The 22,832-nt window shown below is 38.4% G+C and carries 17 protein-coding genes; 11 read left to right on the plus strand and 6 right to left on the minus strand.

Annotated features, from left to right (window positions below; genetic code table 11):
* The first annotated feature begins 48 nt into the window (after positions 1 to 48).
* Positions 49 to 2,823, plus strand: a complete 2,775-nt coding sequence (locus Q1K78_RS09195) for a hypothetical protein (protein WP_300177220.1) — start codon at positions 49 to 51, stop codon at positions 2,821 to 2,823.
* Positions 2,824 to 2,969: 146 nt separating this feature from the next.
* On the opposite strand, the gene Q1K78_RS09200 is transcribed toward Q1K78_RS09195, so the two are convergent.
* Positions 2,970 to 4,160 (minus strand): class I SAM-dependent methyltransferase, encoded by a 1,191-nt coding sequence (locus Q1K78_RS09200; protein ID WP_300177223.1) that lies wholly within the window; start codon positions 4,158 to 4,160, stop codon positions 2,970 to 2,972.
* A 145-nt stretch (positions 4,161 to 4,305) separates the two neighbouring features.
* Positions 4,306 to 6,267 carry a methyl-accepting chemotaxis protein gene (locus Q1K78_RS09205; protein ID WP_300177226.1) on the minus strand — a complete coding sequence of 654 codons (1,962 nt, stop codon included), beginning with the start codon at positions 6,265 to 6,267 and terminating at the stop codon, positions 4,306 to 4,308.
* Positions 6,268 to 6,602: 335 nt separating this feature from the next.
* Here Q1K78_RS09205 and yccX point away from each other — a divergent pair, with 335 nt between their 5' ends.
* Positions 6,603 to 6,875 carry an acylphosphatase gene (gene yccX / locus Q1K78_RS09210; RefSeq protein ID WP_300177229.1) on the plus strand — a complete coding sequence of 91 codons (273 nt, stop codon included), beginning with the start codon at positions 6,603 to 6,605 and terminating at the stop codon, positions 6,873 to 6,875.
* Between the two features lie 55 nt (positions 6,876 to 6,930).
* On the opposite strand, the gene Q1K78_RS09215 is transcribed toward yccX, so the two are convergent.
* Entirely contained in the window at positions 6,931 to 7,257 is a 327-nt protein-coding gene (locus tag Q1K78_RS09215) for a TusE/DsrC/DsvC family sulfur relay protein (RefSeq protein WP_300177232.1), read from the minus strand.
* A gap of 167 nt (positions 7,258 to 7,424) precedes the next feature.
* Between Q1K78_RS09215 and hrpA the strand changes: the two genes are divergently transcribed.
* Entirely contained in the window at positions 7,425 to 11,351 is a 3,927-nt protein-coding gene (gene hrpA, locus Q1K78_RS09220; protein WP_300177234.1) for an ATP-dependent RNA helicase HrpA, read from the plus strand.
* Positions 11,352 to 11,459: 108 nt separating this feature from the next.
* A complete protein-coding gene (locus tag Q1K78_RS09225) occupies positions 11,460 to 11,936 on the plus strand; it encodes an outer membrane beta-barrel protein (protein WP_300177237.1) in 477 nt (158 codons plus the stop codon).
* Between the two features lie 92 nt (positions 11,937 to 12,028).
* Here the strand turns inward: Q1K78_RS09225 and Q1K78_RS09230 are convergent, their stop codons facing one another.
* A complete protein-coding gene (locus tag Q1K78_RS09230) occupies positions 12,029 to 13,132 on the minus strand; it encodes a phosphoribosylaminoimidazolesuccinocarboxamide synthase (protein WP_300177240.1) in 1,104 nt (367 codons plus the stop codon).
* 175 nt (positions 13,133 to 13,307) lie between these two features.
* Here Q1K78_RS09230 and Q1K78_RS09235 point away from each other — a divergent pair, with 175 nt between their 5' ends.
* From Q1K78_RS09235 to miaE, 5 genes are all read left to right on the plus strand, one after another.
* Positions 13,308 to 14,054 carry a YggN family protein gene (locus tag Q1K78_RS09235; RefSeq protein ID WP_300177243.1) on the plus strand — a complete coding sequence of 249 codons (747 nt, stop codon included), beginning with the start codon at positions 13,308 to 13,310 and terminating at the stop codon, positions 14,052 to 14,054.
* A 24-nt stretch (positions 14,055 to 14,078) separates the two neighbouring features.
* Positions 14,079 to 14,366, plus strand: coding sequence for a glutaredoxin (locus tag Q1K78_RS09240; protein ID WP_300177246.1), 288 nt, complete (start codon positions 14,079 to 14,081; stop codon positions 14,364 to 14,366).
* A 67-nt stretch (positions 14,367 to 14,433) separates the two neighbouring features.
* A complete protein-coding gene (locus Q1K78_RS09245) occupies positions 14,434 to 16,116 on the plus strand; it encodes a DUF342 domain-containing protein (RefSeq protein WP_300177249.1) in 1,683 nt (560 codons plus the stop codon).
* A 242-nt stretch (positions 16,117 to 16,358) separates the two neighbouring features.
* On the plus strand, positions 16,359 to 16,739 hold the full coding sequence (locus Q1K78_RS09250; RefSeq protein WP_300177252.1) for a transporter: 381 nt from the start codon (positions 16,359 to 16,361) through the stop codon (positions 16,737 to 16,739).
* A gap of 628 nt (positions 16,740 to 17,367) precedes the next feature.
* A complete protein-coding gene (gene miaE, locus Q1K78_RS09255; protein ID WP_300177292.1) occupies positions 17,368 to 18,129 on the plus strand; it encodes a tRNA isopentenyl-2-thiomethyl-A-37 hydroxylase MiaE in 762 nt (253 codons plus the stop codon).
* Between the two features lie 80 nt (positions 18,130 to 18,209).
* Here the strand turns inward: miaE and Q1K78_RS09260 are convergent, their stop codons facing one another.
* Positions 18,210 to 18,974 carry a DNA repair protein gene (locus Q1K78_RS09260; protein WP_300177255.1) on the minus strand — a complete coding sequence of 255 codons (765 nt, stop codon included), beginning with the start codon at positions 18,972 to 18,974 and terminating at the stop codon, positions 18,210 to 18,212.
* 287 nt (positions 18,975 to 19,261) lie between these two features.
* Here Q1K78_RS09260 and cysB point away from each other — a divergent pair, with 287 nt between their 5' ends.
* Both cysB and Q1K78_RS09270 read left to right on the plus strand, forming a co-directional pair.
* Positions 19,262 to 20,236 carry an HTH-type transcriptional regulator CysB gene (gene cysB, locus Q1K78_RS09265; protein WP_300177258.1) on the plus strand — a complete coding sequence of 325 codons (975 nt, stop codon included), beginning with the start codon at positions 19,262 to 19,264 and terminating at the stop codon, positions 20,234 to 20,236.
* Positions 20,237 to 20,269: 33 nt separating this feature from the next.
* Entirely contained in the window at positions 20,270 to 21,466 is a 1,197-nt protein-coding gene (locus Q1K78_RS09270) for a methyltransferase (protein ID WP_300177261.1), read from the plus strand.
* A 69-nt stretch (positions 21,467 to 21,535) separates the two neighbouring features.
* Here Q1K78_RS09270 and Q1K78_RS09275 read toward each other — a convergent pair whose 3' ends face one another.
* Entirely contained in the window at positions 21,536 to 22,726 is a 1,191-nt protein-coding gene (locus Q1K78_RS09275; RefSeq protein ID WP_300177264.1) for an amino acid aminotransferase, read from the minus strand.
* Between the last annotated feature and the right edge of the window lie 106 nt (positions 22,727 to 22,832).

The following is a 22,832-nucleotide window of genomic DNA, read 5'->3' on the forward strand; positions in this document are numbered from 1 at the left end:
CAAAGATAATTTCATTCAATATGTATATTTTTTAAGACAATGTAAATCATGAAGATAAAATTACTTGCACTTTCCGTTATGTTAGCGGGATCTCTTTCTGCTGCTGAGCTTTATGTTCCTAGTGAACATTATCCTGGAGGAGAACAGATTTCTTTTAATGGTAATATTTATGAAACTCAGTGGTGGGCTAACCCTGGGCAATCACCTGCTGATATTACAGAAAATAGCTGGGATTCTCCTTGGGTTTGGGTATCTGAAGATGCAGGTGATGTAACGCTTCCTGAGCAAACGACACTAGAATATTTTGAACGTGGTCTAGTATTAAATGGTGAGAACTTCGGTTTTACATCAGAGCAGGAATTTAATATTTCAGCAGTAGAACGATATAAGAACAGACTTTATATTACTCAAGATATTAACCCGGGAGAAGTATTAATTGTTGATGCAACAACGGGGGAGGAGCTAGGGAAAATAGACGGTGTTAGTAGTGGGCTCTCTGCATATCGGAGGATTTACGAATTATATATTGATGGAAATAGACTATTTGTAGCATCGCTATCATCAAACCGTGTTGATATCTATGATTTAGATAATAATCACCAACTTATAATGAGTTTGGGAACGGGGTCATATTCGGGGACAAATGGCTTAACCCATCCCCAAGCCGTGGTGAGCAACCAAGATTATATTATTGTTGCAGAAACGTTTGATGAAATCTCAGTGTACCGCCAACAAGATGCAGTGCCTGAAAATCATTTACGTGCGCCAAGGTATGCTCGTCTGAAATTTGATGGTACTTCGCTTTACAATACGGTGCAGATGCATGTGATTGAAGACTACTTGTTTGTATTTACTGCAAACAATAGCTACCGAATTTATGATTTAAACAAAGTGGAAGCTGCGGCAGTGACAGGTGAGCATCTGGCACCTGAGATGATGATTCATTCTTCGTTGCAAAAAATCGACAAAGATGGCGATCAACTTGTTATCAATATGGCTGATCAAGATGGCCGAATTGAATGGCATAATATTACAGATGTTATTGCCAATGATTTCCGTTTTATCAGTCCGACTAAGGTAACGAAGCATTTAGATGGACAATCTGTTGGCTCATTGCGCGATCTACATTACTCTAGTGGTGAACTTATTAGTGCCACGAACAGAGAAGTTCGTTTTGATACATTACGTACTAATGATATTACGTTTATGCCAGGTCAACAGGTTGAAACGACGGATCTGGCATTTGATCAAATTATGCCTAGTTCTATCAGCGAAATTCTCACGCTCGATGAACAACATCATATTTTGACTGATCGTACATTACGCTCAGTAAAGGTAAATTCACCAGTAAAAACGGAATTTAGAGATAAAAATACGGTGCTTATCACTAACTATGCGCCGGTTGAACTGAAAGATTTAACTCTTGAACTCAAGCTTAACGGTGTCGACCGTTGGTTTACCTTAGCCAATTTAGATCGGATCCCTGCTTTTACTCAAATTACGTTGCCACTTTCAGCTTTTGGTGATGGGCAATTTAACACTAATGAGAAAGATGGTTATTTAGATTTAACTAATTTGTTCGCGAGTAATATGAACTACGCTGGTGATTTCGATTATCGCTTCCACTCTTTTTCTGATTCTTTTGCTCAGAAACTAGCCAATTTAAAGCCTGACTGGGAAATTCGTTTTTCTAGAGATAGTGATGGGTATTGGCGTTCAATGAATGCCTTGTATGCAAGAGAGTGGTTAATTATCCTGACTAATCTTGCGTACATGGTTTCACAAGAAGAGTTTGAACATTTGTGGTTTAATTACGAACGTATTTTTGGCTACAATTTGCATGGTCTTTCTGGTGAGGAGAATAAGCCTGGTGGTTATTTTACGCCAGAAGATTATCAACATTGGTATGATGCCTTAATGAATAGACCAGTGACTAATGTTGCAGTATCGTTGCGAGGAGGAGGTCAGGGAGATCATCATACATTCGGCGTTGATACATGGAATTTTTATACTCACTATTATGGGGATTGGAGCGTTATTGCTCATGAGTTTGGTCATGGCTTTGATGGCTTGCAGACGTTTCCAGATGGTTCGGTGTTTGCTGCGTCTTGGAAAGGTTGGCAACCACTGATCTCGGATTTAGCTAATTACCAAATTCGTAAAGGTGATCTGCCTTATATGGATGATAGCTTAAATGGTTTCTATAAACCGGAATATGCAGAGTATCATCATGTTGGTGTTTCTCAAGGAATGCGAAAGCACCGCGCTGACAATAACATGAATATGATCGATAATTATTTCATGTCACGATCAACTATGCCACGTAGCTGGGCGACTAACGGTGAGCAAGTGAACACGCAGGTGATCGCTAACTTAAAGAACCAAGAACAAATGTTGATGGCTTACTATCCGATGAAGGAAGAAACGTCAAATCTGTGTCGTTTTACTTATAAAGATGGTGAACAATACTACGGTTATGTTTCACAAGAAGGAGAGCAAAGTCGTTGTAAGGCAGGAAATCAAATAAACTACCGTGAAATTGATGGTTCACGTTCTGAGTTGGTTTCGAATATTAACGAATTTGATTGGTTGTCTCTTTATAATCCTGAGAATGCTGGCGAACCAGTATTGCATCAAAATGGTCAGCCACTTTGTCAATACAATCGTGATGGCTTCTATGGTACTGGTTTTATCAATACAGAAGATCAGTGTACTCAGTTGCCAAATGTATACGCGTCAAATGGAAATCATTGGACATTTAGCAGTAATTGGACGCCAATTACATATAGTAGTAGTCAATGGATTGCACCTACGACTAACTAGAATAGTATCCTATTGAAAACTACAATATATTAAGTAGTTGTATCGGAAATTATCAAGAGTCAGAAAATAAAAAAGAGGCTTTCTTAGAAAGCCTCTTTTTTTATTAATCGTTGAATAAAGTTAAGAATTCAGATTGTGAGTAGTGTCTACACCACGCGACAAGCAAAACCTTTTAGGTAGAAACCTTCAGGATAAGCAGAGTCAAGAGGGTGATCGGCAGCTTGTTCAAAACGCTCAATAAATTGAACCGTACGTTTAGCATCTAATGCCGCATCGGCAACGATTTTTTGGAATAAGCCCGCATCCATTAAACCAGAGCAAGAGTACGTTAATAATGTCCCGCCAGGGTTCAGAATTTGCATTGCAAGCATATTGATGTCTTTATAACCACGACATGCACCAACCAATTGATTTTTAGATTCAGCAAATTTTGGTGGATCCATGATCACAACATCAAATTTAGTGCCGTTATCACGATATTCACGAAGCAGCTTAAATACATCAGCGTTCAAGAACTCAGCTTTAGATAAGTCAAATCCATTAATTTCAGTGTTGTTTTTCGCATTATCTAATGCAAGTTGAGATACATCAGCATTAACTACGTGTTTTGCTCCACCTTTAAGGGCATACAAACCAAAACCGCCAGTATAAGAGAAGCAGTTAAGTACTGATTTGTCTTTTACGTATTTGCATGAACGCTCACGGCTGTCACGTTGGTCAAGATAGAAACCTGTTTTATGACCATTAACTATATCAACGCTAATTTTCACGCCGTTTTCTTCAATGATGACAGATTCAGGTGGCTCTTCACCGTGCAGAACGCCAGTACGTTGTTTTAGGCCTTCTTTTTTACGAACAGAAACATCAGAACGTTCATAAATATTGCAGTCTGGGTAACATTCAATTAATGCTTCAATTAGCATATCTTTTGTTGCTTCAGCGCCAGCGCTTAAAAGCTGACACACAAAATAATTTTGGTAACGGTCAATAGTGATACCAGGTAAACCATCAGACTCTGCTGCGATTAAACGATAACCCGTTAAGCCTTCACGTTCAGCCAATATATCACGTAAGCCTTGAGCTTGATTTAATCGGCGAACAAAGAAATCCTTATCGATCGCTTCATTTTTATCAAAGGTCCAAACACGAGCACGGATTTGAGATTGTGGAGAAAAAGCACCACGAGCAAGCCACTCACCGCTGTTTGAATAGATTTCTACTGTTTCACCTAGCTCTGGTTTACCTTCCATACGCTCAATACCGCGAGAGAATATCCAAGGGTGGCGACGACGTAATGCTTTATCACGTCCTTTTACTAAATAGATTGAAACAGTCATATTGATGCTCTGATGGAATAAATTAGGGGATATTTTCGGTGAACTATGGCATAAAAGCAATGAATAATAAGAGTTATATCACACGGCATATAAAAAGAGGGAGAGATTATAAATCCCTCCCTCTTTTAATGCTAAGTATTGACGATTATTTTGTTGTGAATTGTTCTAATTGAGAACGTTGTCTCTCTGCCAGTTCTGACAGGAAATTAGACGCTTTGCTTGACTCTTCAATACCCGTTACATTTTGACTAATAATGTCCTTGATACCAACGACAGTACCACTGATCTCTTCAACCGCATGAGATTGTTGAAGGGCAGCAGAAGCCATTTCTGTGGAGCTACCATAGATAGACTGGATAGCGGAGTTAATATTCGTTAAGTGATCATAAGATTGAATAGATGTTTCGCGTGTTAAAGTGACCGTATTTAAGCAGCCATCTACTTTTTCTGTGGCATCTAATGAATAAGATTGTAGCTCAGAAATGATTTGCTTAATGTGTACTGTTGATTGTTGAGTTTTTCCTGCTAAATTTCTTACTTCGTCAGCAACAACTGCAAATCCACGACCCATTTCACCAGCACGAGCCGCTTCAATAGCAGCGTTTAGTGCGAGTAAATTGGTTTGCTCTGAAATAGTATTAATAACCGTTGCGACTTCTTCAATATTGATACAATGAGTACGTAGGTTTTCAACAACAGAAGCCGTGTCACTTAATTGTGTCGTTAAATCGTCAGCGCGAGTTTTATTTTGTTCAGCAATTTCTTGACCAAGTTGACATAAAGATGCAGCTTCAGTTGCTTGTATTTCTGTATTTCTTGCAGATTCAGCCACTAGATTTGAAGAAGCTGAAAGCTCGGTAACCGCAGCTGCAATTTGTTCGATTTGCATGTTTTGTTCTTCTGCATTACTTGAGCTTTGTGTCATAACACAAGCCAGTTCAGTTGAAGAAGAGGCAACATCATTACTTTGTTCTCTTACTGAACCAACCATTTCTGCCATGTTTTTAATTGAGGTATCTAGGTTTTTTGCGAGTACAGCAAGCTCGTTTTTTCCTGATAGGTTAGTTAATTTTGTTAAATTCTGCTTTGCCATTGCTGAAATTGTTTTTGAAATAGTAGTTAAAACATTATTAATATTACGAGCAAGGAGTAGTGCAATAAAGGTTGAAAGTAACGCTGCACCAAACCACGACCAAACTTGAGTATTTTGCACGTTCTGACTTGCTGTAAGAGATTGTTTATTTAATTTTTGAGTAAACTCAATTTGGCGTAAACCTGTTGCCGAAATGGTTTTAGTTGCATCCCTAACAATGCCTGTACGAAATTTTGATTGTGATTTTGTCTTAATTATGGTCTCTACGGTTAAATCATATAGATTTGAGTATTGACTAAAAGTTTGTGTTTGGAAGTTGTTTACCGCATCAATATGATTATATCTTACAAAGAAAGCGGTAATATCTTTTAGGTATTGATCAGCCGTAGCTTGTTCGGTTAAATCTCGACCACTGACAATTCTACCTAAGATATCGTAAAAACTTTCAATATTTGCAGTAAATAATACTCGCTGCTCTTCCCATTCAGTGTCAGTGTTTGCATAAGCGCGATCAGTGGTTGTGATCATATTGATCAATGGTTGCCAAAAGATAGGAGTATCCACATGAGCTTGATGTAGAGTAAGGAAAAGATCAATGGATATATTTAGGCTGGCTTCATAATCTGCAAACAATTGTTGAAGCTGTTGAAGATCTGCTCTTCCTTCTTTGGATAATACGTCAGAAGTTAAAATTGAGGTTTCAATATGCTGATCTGCAGTCACGAAAGCATCATGGAGTTCTTTTTGATCCCTAAGCATTTCTTCACCCGCTCCGTTCATCGTATCACGGTTGTGTACACGGATCTCTTGCCAGTTAAATCTTAGTTGATCGAGCTCTGTGCTTAATGATGCTCGTTGTCCTGTTTGTATAATATTGCTCTCTACTTCCATATTGCGTTCATTAATTAGAAAGGCAACACTCGCAAAAAGTAGTAATGAAATAATTACAGGGGTTAATAATAGAGTAAGTAGCGGTTTATTTAGAACTATTTTAAATAAAAATGATTGGTTCACTTTGGACTCTCCTGATCACACAAGCGCTGTTTTTTATACTAAACATAATCAAAAATATTGATTATATAGCTATTAATTCAAATAGATAACGAGCTTTTCATCTTGAAATAACTCGGAGGGGGAATGTATAGTAAATAAAAAATATCAAATGTGATCTCTGTCTCTTTTTGTGTGCAGTTGTTGGTATTTAGTGTAACAATACATGTATTTTCGTCAAAAAAACGTTGACGCTATCGTGTTCTTTGAGTGAGTTTTTTTTTAATTTAAGTGTAATGAGCTTAATTAATATTTAATTATTAATGTTTTTCATTGTAAATCATGTAGATAGGTTGGTTATGTCGCAAAGGTCATATAAATTTACAGTAAAGGGAAAGGTGCAACGTGTCGGTTTTCGTTTTCATACTGCACATACCGCAATAAAATTGGGGATAACGGGGTATGCGCGAAATCAAAAAGATGGATCAGTAGAAGTGCTTGCATGTGGAGAAGAGGAACAGATAATTGCACTCTCAGAATGGTTAAAATCTGGACCTCAACTAGCTCGTGTTGATAGCGTTGAGCATATTGAAATCCAGTGGCAAGAGTTATCTGATTTTAAAATGTATTAAAGAAATGACGCTCTTGGTAATTGCTTAATTAGTAAAGCCTCTAGTGAATACAAGCTTAAAGACATTTTGCAGGTTTTGGTAAACCGGCTAGTTTTGTGGCTTGTTTCGCTGGACCTAATTTGAACAGTTGGAATAGATACTTACTGCTGCCTTTTTCTGGACCGTGTTCTTTTTCCATTGCCTTTACAAGCATACGAACGGCTGGTGAGGTTTTGAACTCTTCATAAAAAGAACGTACAAAGCGAACGACTTCCCAGTGAGCTTCAGTCAGTTCGATATTTTCTTCTGCTGCTAACATGGGTACTAACTCTTCACACCAATCAGCATGATTCATTAAATAGCCTTGAGCATCGCGTTCAATGTGCTTACCGTTAAATTCCATACTACTTATCTTAATAATTAGGACTAATGAACTAAGTTTAGCAAATAGAGCTCAGTTCGGACAATCGCAATGTTGAATTAGCTCATTATTAATTACGTATTAGTAAAAGAGATTTTTATTTCTCAACAGTCGATGCAGTAAAGAATGTGGTAGAATTACCGCAGTTTATGAATAATAAAAATGCAGTAGGATATATTTTGAGTCAATCAAATCAAAACTCAGCAGCAGCACTTAGAAAGGCATTAAGTGAATGTATGATCCGTGATCGTTTCCGCCTAAGTAAACGTATTCAAGGCGCATCACGCATTAAAAACGAAGAATCAAGAAGTACCGTGTTTGATGAAATTGCATTAGACATCGCAAAATCAATGCAAGTTGCCAACAATCGTGAAGCTGATCGCCCAACGATTCAGTACCCAGAACAATTACCAGTAAGTCAGAAAAAAGATGACATTGCTGAAGCGATTGCAAACAACCAAGTGGTTATCGTTGCCGGTGAAACGGGCTCGGGTAAAACGACACAGTTACCAAAAATCTGTTTGGAATTGGGCCGTGGTAAATTTGGTAATATTGGTCATACCCAACCACGTCGTCTAGCGGCGCGTTCGGTTGCCGATCGTATTGCGGAAGAGATGGAAACACAACTTGGCAGCCATGTAGGTTATAAAGTTCGATTTAATGACCAAGTGTCAGAGCGTACCCAAGTTAAATTGATGACCGACGGTATTTTGCTTGCTGAGATCCAAAGTGACAGATACTTAAATCAATACGACACCATTATTATCGATGAAGCGCACGAGCGAAGCCTGAACATTGATTTTATCATGGGTTACTTACGTGAGTTGTTACCAAAGCGTCCTGATTTAAAAATCATCATTACCTCAGCAACGATTGATCCTGAGCGTTTTTCAAAACACTTTAATAACGCACCTATTATTGAAGTATCAGGCCGAACGTTCCCTGTTGAAACACGCTACCGTCCAATCATTGAAGACGGTGATGATACTGACAGAGATCAACTGGAAGGCATTTTTGATGCAGTCGATGAACTGTGTGAAGAAGGGCTAGGGGACATTCTCTTGTTCATGACGGGTGAGCGAGAAATTCGTGATACCGCAGAAGCATTAGAGAAACGTAATTTACGGGACACTGAAATTGTGCCTCTATATGCCCGCTTGTCTTCTCAAGAGCAAAACAGAGTTTTCCAACCTCATGTCGGTCGTCGAATTGTACTAGCAACCAACGTTGCTGAAACGTCGTTAACCGTTCCTGGTATCAAGTATGTCATTGACCCAGGTACAGCACGTATTAGTCGTTATAGTTACCGAACTAAAGTACAACGTCTACCAATTGAAGCGATCTCGCAAGCCAGTGCCAATCAGCGTAAAGGTCGTTGTGGTCGTGTATCGGAAGGTGTGTGTATTCGTCTGTATTCAGAAGAAGACTTTGTTGCACGCCCTGAGTTTACCGATCCTGAAATTTTACGAACTAACTTAGCCTCTGTTATTTTGCAAATGACCGCATTGGGTTTAGGTGACATTCAAGCCTTCCCATTTGTAGAAGCGCCAGATAACCGCAACATTCAAGATGGTGTAAAACTGCTTGAAGAATTAGGTGCGATTGATGCTGAGATAAGTGATTCTAAAAAACGCTTAACGAAAGTTGGTCGTGAATTGGCGCGTTTGCCTATCGATCCGCGTTTGGCTCGAATGGTACTTGAAGCTCCGGATCAAAATGCATTGCAAGAAGTGATGATCATTGCAGCGGCACTATCGATTCAAGATCCTCGTGAACGTCCAAGTGACAAAAAACAACAATCAGATGAAAAGCACAAACGTTTTAATCATGAAGATTCTGACTTCTTAACGTTTGTAAATATCTGGCAATATGTAAAAGAGCAGCAAAAAGAATTATCAAGTAGCTCGTTTAGAAAGCAATGTCGCAAAGATTTTTTAAACTATTTACGTATTCGTGAATGGCAAGATGTGCATTATCAATTAAGCCAAGTAATGAAAGAGCTTAATTATAAAGTGAATCAAGAAGCGGCAGGGTATCAAGGTGTTCATACGGCTATTTTAGCCGGCATGCTTTCTCATATTGGTCAAAAAGATCAAGAGAAAAATGAATATCAAGGTGCGCGTAATGCGCGTTTCCACATCTTTCCTGCATCAGGTTTATTTAAAAAACAACCGAAATGGATTATGGTGGCAGAGCTGGTTGAAACCTCGAAACTGTGGGGTCGAATTGTAGCAAAAATTCAGCCAGAGTGGATTGAACCGTTAGCGCCACATTTAATTAAGCGTAGCTACAGCGAACCGCATTGGTCTAAAAAATCAGCGGCGGTAATGGCATACGAGAAAGTCACTATTTATGGCATTCCAATTGTTCCTAAGCGTCAAATTAATTATGGAGCGATTGATGCGCCTATATGTCGTGAAATATTTATTCGTTCAGCTCTCGTTGAAGGGGATTGGAACACGAATCATAAATTCTTCAAAGAGAACCGCAAGCTATTGCAAGAGGTTGAAGAGTTAGAGCATAAATCACGACGTCGTGACCTATTGATTGATGATGATCAGTTGGCTGAATTTTATGACCAACGCGTGAACACAGATGTGGTGTCAGGTCGTCATTTTGATTCATGGTGGAAAAAAGCACAAAAAGAAACACCAGAATTACTGAATTTCGAAAAAGAGATGTTGTTCCGTAATGATGCAAGTCATGTGACGGATCTTGATTATCCTAACTTCTGGCATCAAGGTAATTTAAAACTGAAGCTAAGCTACCAGTTTGAACCGGGGCAAGATAGTGACGGTGTAACGGTTCATGTGCCATTACCAATCTTGAATCAAGTGACAACAGATGGTTTTGATTGGCAAATTCCGGGTCTGCGTCATGAGATGGTCATTGCTTACATTAAATCGTTACCAAAAACACTTCGTCGTAACTTTGTGCCAGCGCCGAATTATGCGGATGCATTTTTATCACGTATAACACCATTTGATATGCCATTACTCGACAGCCTTGAAAAAGAGCTGCGTAGAATGACGGGTGTTGCTGTATTGCGTGAGGATTGGAAACTAGAACAAATCCCTGATCACTTGAAGGTGACTTACAGAGTGGTTGATCACCATAACCGTAAGTTAAAAGAAAGCCGTGATTTATATGATTTAAAAGATGGCTTAAAAGACAAAGTTCAAGAGACATTATCTCAAGTTGCTGATGATGATATCGAGCAAAAAGGCCTTAAAACGTGGAGTTTTGGTGAGTTACCAGCACTTTACACACAAAAACGTGGTGGCTTTGAAGTTAAAGCTTACCCTGCGATTGTTGATGGTAAAGACAGTGTAGAAATTAAACTGTTTGAGACAGAAGAAGAGCAACATAATGCGATGAAGGCAGGCCAACGCCGTTTGATCCTGCTAAATGTTCCGTCACCAATTAAGTACTTGCACAGTAACCTACCAAATAAGTCAAAATTAGGTCTGTATTTTAACCAATATGGCCGAGTGCTGGATTTAATTGATGACTGTATCGCTTGTGGTATTGATAAGCTAATTGAAGAGAAAGGTGGTCTAGTTTGGGAGCCTGAGGCTTTCGATAAGGTGAAAGAGCACATTCGAGCAGAGCTAGGTGATACGGTTGTCGAGATAGCGAAATTAGTTGAAACGATTTTAACGACGGCTTTCCAAATACAGAAGAAGCTGAAAGGTCGTGTCGATCTAAGCATGGCGTTTGCTTTGTCTGATATTAAATCTCAAATTGAAAACTTGATTTTTAAAGGCTTTGCAACAGAATGCGGCTGGAAGAAGTTGACAGATATCCATCGTTATATGAAAGCGATCGAACGTCGAATGGAGAAGTTACCGATTGATCCAACTCGAGATCGTGCTCATTTATTGAGAGTTGACGCTGTTAACAATGAATACAAAGAATTGTTAAATAAAATTCCCAAAGGGCAGCCAATTCCAGATAAAGTAAAAGAGATCCGTTGGATGATAGAAGAGCTACGAGTAAGCTATTTTGCTCAACAACTTGGGACACCGTATCCAGTTTCTGATAAGCGAGTTAAAAATGCCATTGCCGATTGTTAAGGTATCCCCTAAACTATACCTAATGTCGGCATATTAATTGCTTGGGTATAAATAATATTGAAAAGAGCGTCAAAGATTGCCGCTCCCTTTTGAAAAATAGGATTTAAAATGAAAAAGACACTTTTAGCGTTAGCTCTAGCAAGCGTATCAGTAACAGCAACGGCTGATTCACTAATTTATGGTGGCGTACAAGCAGGCTCTGCTGATTACAGAGGCGACAGCTCAACGGTATACGGTGCACACATTGGTACTGGTATCCTGCCTTTCATCGGTCTAGAAATGGGCGCATGGAACCTAGGTTCTTACGATGTTACTGGTGCTGGTTCAGTAGATGTAAGTTCTGTTAACTTTGCAGTTAAGCCAAGCATCGAGTTAGGTCCTCTACACGTTTACGGTAAAGCGGGTCTGCATAGCTGGGAAGAGAAAGGCGCATTTAAAGATGACGGCGTTGATCCATTCTTTGGCCTAGGTGTTGAATACAACATCTTTCCAATGTTTACTTTAGGTGCTGGTTACAATAACTTCACTGTAGGCAATGAAAACATCGATTTCGCATCTGTTAACCTAACGGTTCATTTCTTATAATTACAACATCCTTTGTGATTATCTGAAGTAATAGATACAAAAATGGCGACCAATGCGGTCGCCATTTTTATTTGTAAGATAGCAATAAAAAGCTAATCGACTAATTGATATTCTTCTTTTAATACTTTAATGATTTCGGCTTTTGGGTTGTCACTCAACGTAATTGGTGCGCCAGTGATTTTAGCTGCAATGTCTAAATAGGTTTTAGACAAATTCATCATTGCTTCTAATGGCAATGCATTTTCTTCTGCTAAAGAAAAACGCTCACTCATGCGATTTTTATTTAAAAGAATATCTGGTTCTGGGAAATAATTAAGTAAGAACTGACGGAAACCTTCTTTTGAGTTCTCAATGATATGACCAGAACGATACGCTTCTTTATCCCAGATACGTGATGAATCAGGTGTACCCACCTCATCCATATAGATCAATTTCTCATTACCTTGCGCGTCATTAACATAACCAAATTCAAATTTAGTATCGACAAAAATTTGGTCAACTTTGTCCAAGGCCTTAGAAATGACCGCAAAGCCTTCTTTTAGTAATTTTTCGTATAAATCGATGTCTTCAATGCAAGAGAAGTTAAATTTAGCATAGTTGTCTTCGATATTCTTACGAGTAATATTGACATCATCGACTTCAGGTACGCCATCAATTCCTTTCAAAATACCCTTGGTTGATGGTGTTAATAGCAACTCTGGTAATTGCTCGTCTTTTTCTAAACGAACAGGGATTTGAATACCGCAAAATTCACGTTCACCATTAGTATAAGCACGCCACATAGAGCCAGTAATATATTGACGGCAAATGGCTTCAATCATGACAGGTTTGGCTTTTTGAACAATCCACACAAGCGGGTGAGGGATATCAAGAATATGGCTTTCAGCCAAGTTGTTATCTTTAAATAGTTGGAACCAGTGATTAGAAATAGCGTTTAATGCAGCGCCTTTTCCTGGAATCCCTTTCAGTTCTCCTTCACCGTGCCAAATACAATCGAATGCAGAGATACGATCGCTGATAACCATGATAGCTAAAGGTGCGTCAGAAGCGACATTATAGCCTTTTTCTTTGATAAGACGGCGGCTGTCTTCTTCTGTTAACCAATAGACAGAACGAACCTTACCACTATGAACTGGTTTATTGGTACGAATTGGCAGATCATCATTAACAGCAAGTACTTGTTCGGAAAGACTCATTATAGAATTCCTATATAAACGGTTTAAATACAGGATGCATCATACCAGAACTTTTAATGACTACCACTAGAAAAGCAAACGTTTGCTTTTTATTTGTACTAAAAACTGAGTTGAGCTAGGGAGTCGCTATCAGTTAAACTAATACATATAGAGTAAATAACGAAATAGGGCACTTATGCGACTTAAAAAAATCATCACTTTAGCTATGTTAATAGTTTCGAGTAACAGTTGGGCAAATATGTGCCCAGTTAATGTTGAAAACGATGTATTACTGACACCGTCAGGAGAAATGAAAGTAGATAAGGCCCAAGATAAATTGAGGATTGATCATGATGGTCGTGTGTATATTAATGGTGAAGAGCTTGATTTAACTGCTTCGCAGAAGAAAGCGGTTGAAAAATACCAACAGCAAGTTTCTGATTACATTCCAACGGTTGTTGATTTTACCGACAAGGGAATTGCCGCGGCGAATGATTTTGTCAGTGAAATTGAAACGTCTTTTGATGCGAAAGGCTCATTTGATGCCGTAAAAATCAAGATCGATGAATATGGTATGACAGCAAAACAAAAATTCTATCAAGGGAAAAACCTAATTTTAGAACGCGATTTCTTTAAAGAAGTGAATACGACTTGGAAACAAGATTTTGAAGTGATGATCAAAAGTCTTGATAAAGAAATATTTGCGAGCGTATTTAATTCATTGTTAAATAAGATGCAAGAAGGCGAACTTAATTTTTCTGAGTTGCAACAACAGTTTGCTAATGCTCAAACGGCAATGAAATCAAAAATGGAAGAGCACCGTGCAGAAGTAAAAAAGGAAGCTCAAGAATTGTGTGATTCAGCAAAAGATATTGCAGAAAAAGAGCAAGATCTGCATCAACTCATTCCAGAGTTACGACAGTATCCGGTATTTACCATTTAATTATATATAGAGAGATAGTTTACGATGTTCAATACAGCAGAAACGATTATTTTTTCAAAAACAGTGTGTCCATTTTGTGTTAAAGCAAAAGCGATCTTGGACGATAAAGGTATAGCTTATAAAGTATTTACGTTAGATGCAGATCTAAGTAAAGAAGAAATGGTGTTATTAATTCAAGAGAAAGAGGGGATTGCTGTAAATACAGTGCCTCAAATCTATTTGGATGGTAAATACATCGGTGGACATGACGATTTAGTGGCGTTTTTTGAGCGTCAAGAGACTGACATGGATCTAGACGGTTTTGAACTGTAGAATAGCAGTTAACTAATTAATATTTACAGTTAAATTTATAGCTGTAATGAATACTAAGAGTGATGATATGTGGGATTCTCTTCTAACGTTAATACAGGATGATAGTGTGGTTGTTTTACGTTTTCCTGATAAGTTTCAGCCGGATGCTGAGCCAACTTTAAAGGGATTTAAAATAGCTTTAGAAGAGATAGGAGCCACAGGTTTTTTCTTTGATGAAAAGATAATCACTACGATTATGCATGATATGAAAAGCGGGATGATAAGTAATCATCAAAATCGTCAGATTGCTGATCGTCGTGATGCAGAAGTTTTTATTGCACTTGAAGATCGAGACATGAAAGCGACGATGAGTGTTATTGGTGCTTATGGTGGTCGTGATGTACAAAGTAGCGATATTATTAATGCGCTAACGAGTATGGAAGTCACTCGGGGTATTAGTCAAAATGCACTAAAGAAAATTATGGTATTAAGCCGTAATTTAAGATCTGGTGACAAGATTTCTTTTCTCGTTGCTAAAGGTAAAGAGCCTGTTGATGGTGAAAATGCAAGCTTTACTCCTTTGGTTGAAGACTTTCGAGAGCAAGCTTTACAGCCTCAAGAGAAAGAAGGCGAACAAGATAAAGTCGACATGCGAGATTTAGGCGAGACGATTAGCGTTGTTGAAGGGGATGAATTAATTCGTCGTATCCCACCAACACCAGGAATTGATGGCTATACCGTTAAAGGTGAAGATATTCTGGCAACTCCTGGTAAAAATACCAAACTTCGAGCAGGTAAAGGCGCCCTGATCTGTCCTAATGATCCTGAATTGGTTATTGCTTCGATTTCGGGCATGCCTTGGATTAATCAAGATGGTGCCGATGTTGATAATGCCTTATGCCTTAATAATGTTGATATCTCGACAGGGCATGTCAAATTTAAAGGCAGCATTATCGTTAGTGGTGATATTGCAGCTGATATGATTGTAAAAGCGACTGGAAGTGTGACTGTGGGTGGCTTTATTGAATCGGCAGATGTGCAGGCTCATGGTGACGTGATTGCTATGAAAGGGATTATTGGTCACCAGGTTGAAAATGGCGAAGAGTATACTTGCCATGTTAAAGCGGGCGGTAAAATTACTGCGAAATTTGTTCAATCAGCAAGTCTACAAGCTTCTGGTGATATAGAACTAGGTCTACACGCAATACAAAGCTTTGTAAAAAGTAAAAATTCAGTGACAGTAATGGATAAGTCAGGTCGTAATGGGTCTATTGTCGGTGGTGAAATCTATGCGGGCTCTAATATTACAACAGTAAACTTAGGGGCGACAGCTGGCACAGAAACTCTGGTTAATGCCTTCACTAGATTTGATAAATACAAAGAAAATATTGCGGATTTAAATACCAAATATAAAGCAGCACAAGAGAATACGATGAAAGTGGTTCGTGCTGAAATGGATTTATTTAAGATCCCAAAAGCGGAACGCACGCAAGAGCAGATTGAACGAGTTCAAACAATGAAAGAAGAGTCATCGAAAGAGATGGCGCTTTCAATGAATCGCTTCCAGTCTGCTGAAGAAGAGCTAAGAAAGCAACTAGTTGAAAATGTAGTTAAAGTAACTGAGCGAGTATATCCCAAAGTAACAATTCAGTATTCTGATGAGCAAGTTACAACGAAGCGTGAACATAGCCCGTGTAAGATTTATTTCAATGAGTATGAAATTAAGATAGACCCAATGATATCCAAAAACACCAATCTTACTCGTGACTAATTATTGTTATATATTTAAATAAACCGCTCTTAGTAGCGGTTTTTTTGTTGCTGAAATGTAGGGGTGTAAATAATGTGTTAGAGCAATGATAAGGTTCAGAGCTAAGAATTATTAAGTGTGATCCGTGTCAGGTTTTATACTTGCGATGTCTCTTAGATTAAGGATACTTGTAGTTATAAATAAAACATTTGTTCTTTTCAATAGGATGTTGAAGGTTGATGCGGGAATATATCGAGGCAAATATGACGAATATAATTGAATTTGATTACAGTGAATTTCTTGCGGACTCAAGCAAACAGAAATGGACTTTTTCTCAAGCATTAAAAAGTATCATTCCAACGTTTGGCGCAGTTTGGAATGCATCAGTTCATAATCCTACCCCAACGAAAGAAAGACTTCGTCAAGAGGCGTTACAAGTGCTTTCTTCTCATATCAATGATGAATCTAATATGATCCGTTTAATTCGTTTAGCTAGGATTGAAGGCATCACAGACTTACACATTAAATTACCTTATACATTAGATGAAGACCAAGTGGCGTATATTTTAGAAAATACGCATACCGAGATATCTCAATCAAATGAAGATGTTGATCTTCTTTATGTTCATTTAAAAGCACGTTGATTTATTGATTTTGGTTATTAGTGCAGAACTGCTATTTTTCGGTTTAATGTTAACCACTGAGAGTCAGAGAAATAGTAACAATTAGAATTACAAATAATGGCACTTGCGGTCCCAAACTGCTTTGCTTTCTCTATAGTCTCCGTTTCTGATAAATGGTGAGATGGCCTTAATCTAACCAGTCTATTCAGCTCCACTCCGTGAGCTAATAAGGTATCACAGGTTGGCATTGTGGTATTTGCAGTAATAAAAATCCACTTATTTTGTTTCGATAAGCTTTTTAGTATCTGTATGAAATGAGATTCACATTGCGCATTGACTAGGCTTGCAGCATGAGTCACGCGTTGTGAGATCGAGTGATTAAATGAGTTTGAGTATGTATTTAATGTTATTGCTCTGTTCATGACAAGATACCTGTTTATCCATACAGTGTGTATTTGTACAGTACTTTTTATTTGATTATTGATCAAGTTATTTTTTTATTATCTATAGTTTATTGTACATATTATTGGTTATTTTTATTCTTCAACATATTGAAATTTAATCTTTTTAAGATAAAAATGATCAATGCTGAACAGGGGGCTAGTAGGTTTGATATAATGGAAAACAGAATTTTCAAATGAAAAACGATATGTACGATAAATCATTACTAGAACCAATTTACTCATTTTTGCAGTGTGAAACTCCTGATGAATGGATAGAAGAAGCAAAAAAGCCAGAGAACCTCTCTGTAATTTTACGTGATCATTTAATGTGTGAGCTTAAAGCGGCTCAAAGTGCGCTGTATTTAATCCGTAAGTATGCCGTTGATGCAGAGAGCACGAATGTATTACTTGATTGGTTTAAGCCGTATGAAGATTTTGCTTATAAAAAAACAGGCAGTTTAGAGACTCTAAAGGGTAAGAGTAATATCTCTAAAAAGATCACGGCACGTAAAGATTCTCCATACAGCCAAGAGTTAATTGATAAAATGGTGCTTTTGATTAAAGAAGAATTACACCATTTTTATCAAGTGCTTGAGATAATGGATCAACGCGGAATCCCTTATAAAAACATCCGAGCTAGTCGTTATGCTAAAGGCTTATTTACCAATATTATTACGCATGAACCATGTACATTAATTGATAAGTTGATTATTGGAGCCTTCATTGAAGCGCGCTCTTGTGAGAGGTTTGCTAAGTTAGCGCCTTATTTAGATGAAGATCTAACGAAGTTCTATATTTCTCTCTTGCGCTCTGAATCACGCCATTATCAGGATTATCTTACGTTAGCAGAGCAAGTAGCAGGCGGAGATGTGAGTGACCGTGTGGCGCACTTTGCTAAGATAGAGGCTGAGCTTATTCTATCGCCTGATGCCGATTTTAAATTCCACAGTGGCACACCGATAAAATAAGCGTAAAGGCTACAGACAAAAAAAGATCGCTAAGTGCGATCTTTTTTTTGATAATAAGATAGAGAAAAAGAGTGGGTCGGTTACCATTTCTTCTTAGGTTGGAATAATACATCGATATCATCATCTTTGTTTTTATCCAATTGTTCTTGAAGTTCTTGGTCTTGTTTCTTTTTCGTTTTATTATTTAATTCATCAAGCATATCTTGTAGTTGAGCTCGTGCCTTGTTTGAGTAACCATCATTTTTGCTTGATAGCGCATCAATACCTTTTTTCAACAACTGACGAGCAGTACCTGCTTGACCACGTTGTGTCGCATCTTTTGCTCGTTTCACTACATTTTCAATATTAATACGTACTTGAATCGATTCAAGGCGAGCATTTTCTGCTACAAAAACTTGTGTGTTTACACGACCTTTTTTATGCTCATTACGTAGTGTATCACGTAAGCGCTTTACCAATTTCAGCATAACGATAGCTTGCTTATCATTACTTGGCACTTTGAAGTTAGTACTATCACCACCAGTGTAATTGGTTTTTAATTGTTGCAGTTGTTGTTCCATATTCTCAATGCGAGCAGGGTAAGAGCGATCATTTGGCTCAAGCTCAGAAATGGCTTTTAATGCATCAAGAATTCGTTGGTTTAAACAAACTAATAATTCTTTACTGTATGGAAGATGATGAGCATTAGCGATAAGTTCTTCGGTTGAATCAATAATGGCCATATGTTTTGCAGATTCTTGCTTTTTAGCTGATTCTATTTTTGTTCGGTACTGAACAATAACGTTATAGCCAATAATCAAAGTAAGTAGAATCGCAAAAAGTCCGATAATAAGAGCAATATTCATAGTTTAAACATACGTCCAGTAGTAATAGTTTCCAGTGTAACACCTTGTAAACTAAATGAATAGCAAGGGGGGCGATTCCTACGAGTAAATTACTCGAAAGAGGGTAATGATACTAGGTCTTAATTAAATTTATCGACAAAGGTTCACATTTCTTTAATGTATTTGATTGTAAATTAAACAATTGATAGATATTAGATATAAGGCTTTGAAAATAGTGATGAATAGGTATATAACTATATCGTATAAGTAAAATGAATTTTTATGTAAAGGATTACAGGTAAATCAATATGAAACTACAACAATTAAGATACATTGTGGAAGTGGTTAACCATAGCTTAAATGTATCTTCAACCGCAGAATCGCTATACACCTCACAACCGGGTATCAGTAAACAAGTGCGCTTGCTCGAAGATGAGCTCGGTGTGCAAATTTTTGAACGTAGTGGAAAGCACTTAACGCGAGTTACCCCTTCAGGTGAAGAGATTGTTAAGATATCTCGTGAGATTTTATCTCGTGTTGAAAGTATTAAGTCGGTAGCCGGTGAGCATACTCATCCAGAAAGAGGCACGCTTAATATTACCACCACTCATACCCAAGCTCGCTATGCTTTGCCTGATGTCATTAAAGGGTTCACTAAGCGTTATTCTGATGTGTCTTTGCATATGCACCAAGGCACACCGGCACAAATGTCAGATGCAATTGCGAAAGGAACCGCAGATTTTGCCATTGCGACAGAAGCGCTTCATTTATATCAAGACGCTATTATGTTGCCGTGTTATCACTGGAACCGCTCTATTGTAGTAACAAAAGATCATCCGCTGGCACAAAAGAAAAATGTCACGATTGAAGATTTAGCGGCCTATGAACTTGTTACTTATGTCTTTGGCTTTACAGGACGCTCTGCACTAGACAGTGCATTTAATAAAGCAGGGTTAAAACCTAAGATTGTCTTTACTGCCACTGATGCTGATGTGATTAAAACGTACGTTCGTCTAGGCATTGGCGTAGGGGTAATAGCAAGCATGGCAATGGATGAAGAGAGAGACTCCGATCTTGTTGCACTTGATGCCAGCCATATATTTGATGCAAGTACGACAACCATTGGTTTTAAACGCGGTTCATTCTTAAAAAGCTACATGTTTGATTTTATGGAACGCTTTGCGCCTCATTTAACACGGCCAATTGTTGAGCAAGCAACCATGCTTAAAAATAATCACGAAATAGAAGAGATGTTTAAAGACATTAATCTTCCTGTCCGTTAAGATCGCCCGGATACTATTTTCAGGGCCATTTTCATGCATCCTCAGCAATTTTTAAACATAGACCGTTTGTTAGTTCAGACGGTCTTTTTTTGGCAATTTTCTGCGTTTCATAGTTCAGATTATCCATGGCGTGAAACTCATACTGAGTTAAGTGATTGGCTTGATGGATTATCACTTCAAGAAGTACAACGTTTAAAATCAAATCCTGAAGAACTTGCCACTCAACTTTCTGTGTATATTCCGCAATTATCAGAACTCTATCCTTTAGCTCAATTATCAGAGCTAGAGGTATCAATCCCCCAGTTTCCTAAAGGATTAGATTCAGGTATTAATGGACGAAAATGGCAACAGATAACGAAGTTAAGTACGTTAGGGGTTGAGTTTCATAAACCTGAAAACGGATGGCTAGAATGGTGTGGTGGTAAAGGGTATTTAGGCAGAGTATTAGCCGCAACCACCGGAAAACCCGTTACGACGTTGGAGTGGCAGCAGTCCTTATGTGATAGTGGCCAAGCGTATGCTAATAGCCATCAATTAAACATGACGTTTATACAAGGCGATGCACTTTCTTCGCAAAGCGATGAGTTGATACAAGAGAAGCAACACGCGATAGCTTTGCATGCCTGCGGTGATCTACATATAAACTTACTGACTAAAGGTATTGCAAATAATATTGATGCGATCACTATTTCACCTTGTTGTTTTCATTTAACGCAAGCAACAAATTACCCGGGCCTATCTTCATTGTCGTTGCAATCAGGATTGGCGTTATCGAAAGATGATCTGCGCTTGCCTTTGCAAGAAACGGTGGTTGCAGGCTTACGAACGCAACATCATCGTGAGTTAGAGATGTATTTTCGTTTAGGGTTTAAGGGATTACAGCAATCATTAAGTAAGAGTAATGCGTACGTCTCTATCCCAAGCATTAAAAAGTCATTATTAAGTGATGGTTTTGAAGCGTTTTGTGACTGGGCTGCTGAGAAAAAAGAACTGAAACTGCCACAGGATACGAACTATGCATTGTGGTTAGAGAAAGGAAAGGCAGCTTTTCTCGTGATGGAAAAATGCGACTTGGTACAACACTTATTCAAACGGCCACTTGAAGTTTGGTTATGTTTAGATCGCGCTTTATTGATGGAAGAAGCTGGATATGAGGTTCGTATTGGGGAGTTTTGTTTAAAAGAAGACACCCCTAGAAACATTGTTATCCAAGCAAGAAAGCAGAAATAATTACTAGAATTGAAATAATAAAGGCGCTTACATTGAGCGCCTTTATTGATTTATATCGTTAGCAGAGAATTAAAGAACCGCTGTAATTCCTTTACATAAAGGAAGCATGTTGTCTTTTGTCATACCAGCAACACTGATACGGCCAGATCCGACAATGTAGATAGCAAATTCATCTTTTAGACGGTTTACTTGTTCTTTAGAAAGACCTGAGAACGAGAACATGCCGTTTTGACCTTCAATAAAGCTAAAGTCAGCGGCAACGCCTTGCTCTTTTAATGTTGTTACGAATAGAGTGCGCATTTCTTGAATACGGTCACGCATTTCTGCTACTTCTTGTTCCCACTCTGCACGTAACGCATCATCATTTAAGATGTAGGTAACGACTGCTGCACCGTGAGCTGGTGGGTTAGAGTAGATAGAGCGAATGATCGCTTTAACTTGAGAGAAGGCATCAGAAGCTACAGCTGCATCTTTTGCAACAAGCGTAAATGCACCAACACGTTCATTATATAGACCGAAGTTTTTCGAGAATGAACTTGCTACTAATAATTCTGGGCAGTACTGAGCGAAAGTTCGAAGACCAGAAGCATCTTCTTCTACGCCTTTAGCAAAGCCTTGGTATGCGAAATCAAATAGAGGCAGTAAGCCTTTTTCTGAACACAGTTTCGCTAGCTCTTCCCACTCAGAGGCCGTTGGATCAATACCTGTTGGGTTATGGCAGCAACCGTGAAGCAGAACAACATCACCTTCGCTTGCTTGTTGAAGATCAGAGATCATCGCTGCGAAGTCTTTTGATTTAGTTTCAGCGTTGTAATAGCTGTATTGCGCCGTTTCGATACCCGCAGCGGTAAATACGCCAATGTGATTTGCCCACGTTGGGTTGCTGATCCAGATTTTTACATCGCCAAGTTGACGCTTAATGAATTCACCAGCAACACGTAGTGCGCCTGTACCACCTGGAGCTTGAGCTGTTTGAGCGCGCTTTTCAGTGATAACTTGAGCGTCATCGCCGAATAATAATTTCTGAACGGCAAGCCCGTATTCTGCGGTACCTTGGATGGTTAAGTATGACTTTGTTTTTTCAGTATCAAGCAATACTGCTTCTGCTTTTTTTACTGTTTTTAATACAGGAGTTTGACCAGCTTCATTCTTATAAATACCAACACCAAGGTTGATTTTTTCAGCACGAGGGTCATTTTTAAATTCATCAGTAAGACCTAAAATTGGGTCAGCGGGTGCAGCAGAGATTTTTTCAAACATAGTCATCATCCATGGTGAGATTAAAATAAAAAAGTTTACGAGCAATTAGGTTATTTATACCTGTTAACCTTGTAAGTTTGCAACGGTTAGATAACGAAAAAGCCAA

The organism is uncultured Aliivibrio sp. (genome assembly GCF_946479765.1).
In the GTDB taxonomy this organism is placed as follows: domain Bacteria; phylum Pseudomonadota; class Gammaproteobacteria; order Enterobacterales; family Vibrionaceae; genus Aliivibrio.

Bases quoted from the DNA above. Each gene is read 5' to 3' on its own strand.
- Q1K78_RS09195 (WP_300177220.1), top strand. From the start codon at position 49: ATGAAGATAAAATTACTTGCACTTTCCGTTATGTTAGCGGGATCTCTT.
- Q1K78_RS09200 (WP_300177223.1), bottom strand. From the start codon at position 4,160: ATGACTGTTTCAATCTATTTAGTAAAAGGACGTGATAAAGCATTACGT.
- yccX (WP_300177229.1), top strand. From the start codon at position 6,603: ATGTCGCAAAGGTCATATAAATTTACAGTAAAGGGAAAGGTGCAACGT.
- Q1K78_RS09215 (WP_300177232.1), bottom strand. From the start codon at position 7,257: ATGGAATTTAACGGTAAGCACATTGAACGCGATGCTCAAGGCTATTTA.
- hrpA (WP_300177234.1), top strand. From the start codon at position 7,425: ATGAATAATAAAAATGCAGTAGGATATATTTTGAGTCAATCAAATCAA.
- Q1K78_RS09225 (WP_300177237.1), top strand. From the start codon at position 11,460: ATGAAAAAGACACTTTTAGCGTTAGCTCTAGCAAGCGTATCAGTAACA.
- Q1K78_RS09230 (WP_300177240.1), bottom strand. From the start codon at position 13,132: ATGAGTCTTTCCGAACAAGTACTTGCTGTTAATGATGATCTGCCAATT.
- Q1K78_RS09235 (WP_300177243.1), top strand. From the start codon at position 13,308: ATGCGACTTAAAAAAATCATCACTTTAGCTATGTTAATAGTTTCGAGT.
- Q1K78_RS09240 (WP_300177246.1), top strand. From the start codon at position 14,079: ATGTTCAATACAGCAGAAACGATTATTTTTTCAAAAACAGTGTGTCCA.
- Q1K78_RS09245 (WP_300177249.1), top strand. From the start codon at position 14,434: ATGTGGGATTCTCTTCTAACGTTAATACAGGATGATAGTGTGGTTGTT.
- Q1K78_RS09250 (WP_300177252.1), top strand. From the start codon at position 16,359: ATGACGAATATAATTGAATTTGATTACAGTGAATTTCTTGCGGACTCA.
- miaE (WP_300177292.1), top strand. From the start codon at position 17,368: ATGTACGATAAATCATTACTAGAACCAATTTACTCATTTTTGCAGTGT.
- Q1K78_RS09260 (WP_300177255.1), bottom strand. From the start codon at position 18,974: ATGAATATTGCTCTTATTATCGGACTTTTTGCGATTCTACTTACTTTG.
- cysB (WP_300177258.1), top strand. From the start codon at position 19,262: ATGAAACTACAACAATTAAGATACATTGTGGAAGTGGTTAACCATAGC.
- Q1K78_RS09270 (WP_300177261.1), top strand. From the start codon at position 20,270: ATGCATCCTCAGCAATTTTTAAACATAGACCGTTTGTTAGTTCAGACG.
- Q1K78_RS09275 (WP_300177264.1), bottom strand. From the start codon at position 22,726: ATGTTTGAAAAAATCTCTGCTGCACCCGCTGACCCAATTTTAGGTCTT.